General features: G+C 35.0%; 1 protein-coding gene. It reads right to left on the bottom strand.

The window, feature by feature from the left end:
• Positions 1-385: 385 nt before the first annotated feature.
• On the bottom strand, positions 386-597 hold a 212-nt coding region (locus IDG60_RS21100), incomplete at its 5' end, for an FAD-dependent oxidoreductase (RefSeq protein WP_206161156.1).

Raw genomic sequence — 597 nt, 5'->3', positions numbered from 1 at the left:
CATAATCCTAACAACTTGTATCACTCTCATTTAGATGGTTACAATGACATCGCCATTCACCGTTATGTTCAACAGAACTTATGACACACGTTGTATTGAATGAATTTATTTTCATTTTAGGTAGGTATAATATTATTGTCAATATTAGGAATTTTCAGATTAATATACACTCAATCATTATGATTCAACTGCCATGCATATCCGCATGCGCAACCAGTTAGATATGCTTATATAAAGTATAACGCCCATCAAGGTACGTATTCAAACGTGAACCTTAACAGGCGTCATTCATTGTTAAATAAAACTTCTTAAGCACATACTTATTTCACTATGCCTTTTACGTTCCCCTTATACTTTTCTCACATCTTTCTCTTAGACTACTCCCTTACACGCCTTGCTCAATATCTTTAATCATTTCATCTACAGTTATTTTCGCACTCGTTAAGACAATAGGAACGCCTGCACCTGGATGCGTACTTGCACCTGCAAAATATAAATCTTTATAATCTCGCGATACATTTTGTGGACGATAATAATTACTTTGCGCTAAAGTTGGCATTAAACCGAATGCCGAACCAAATTTCGCATGATACGTTT

This window comes from Staphylococcus sp. EG-SA-2, from assembly GCF_017152085.1.
Note: the sequence above shows the minus strand (reverse complement) of the source record. Positions and strands in the feature narration are given on the sequence as shown.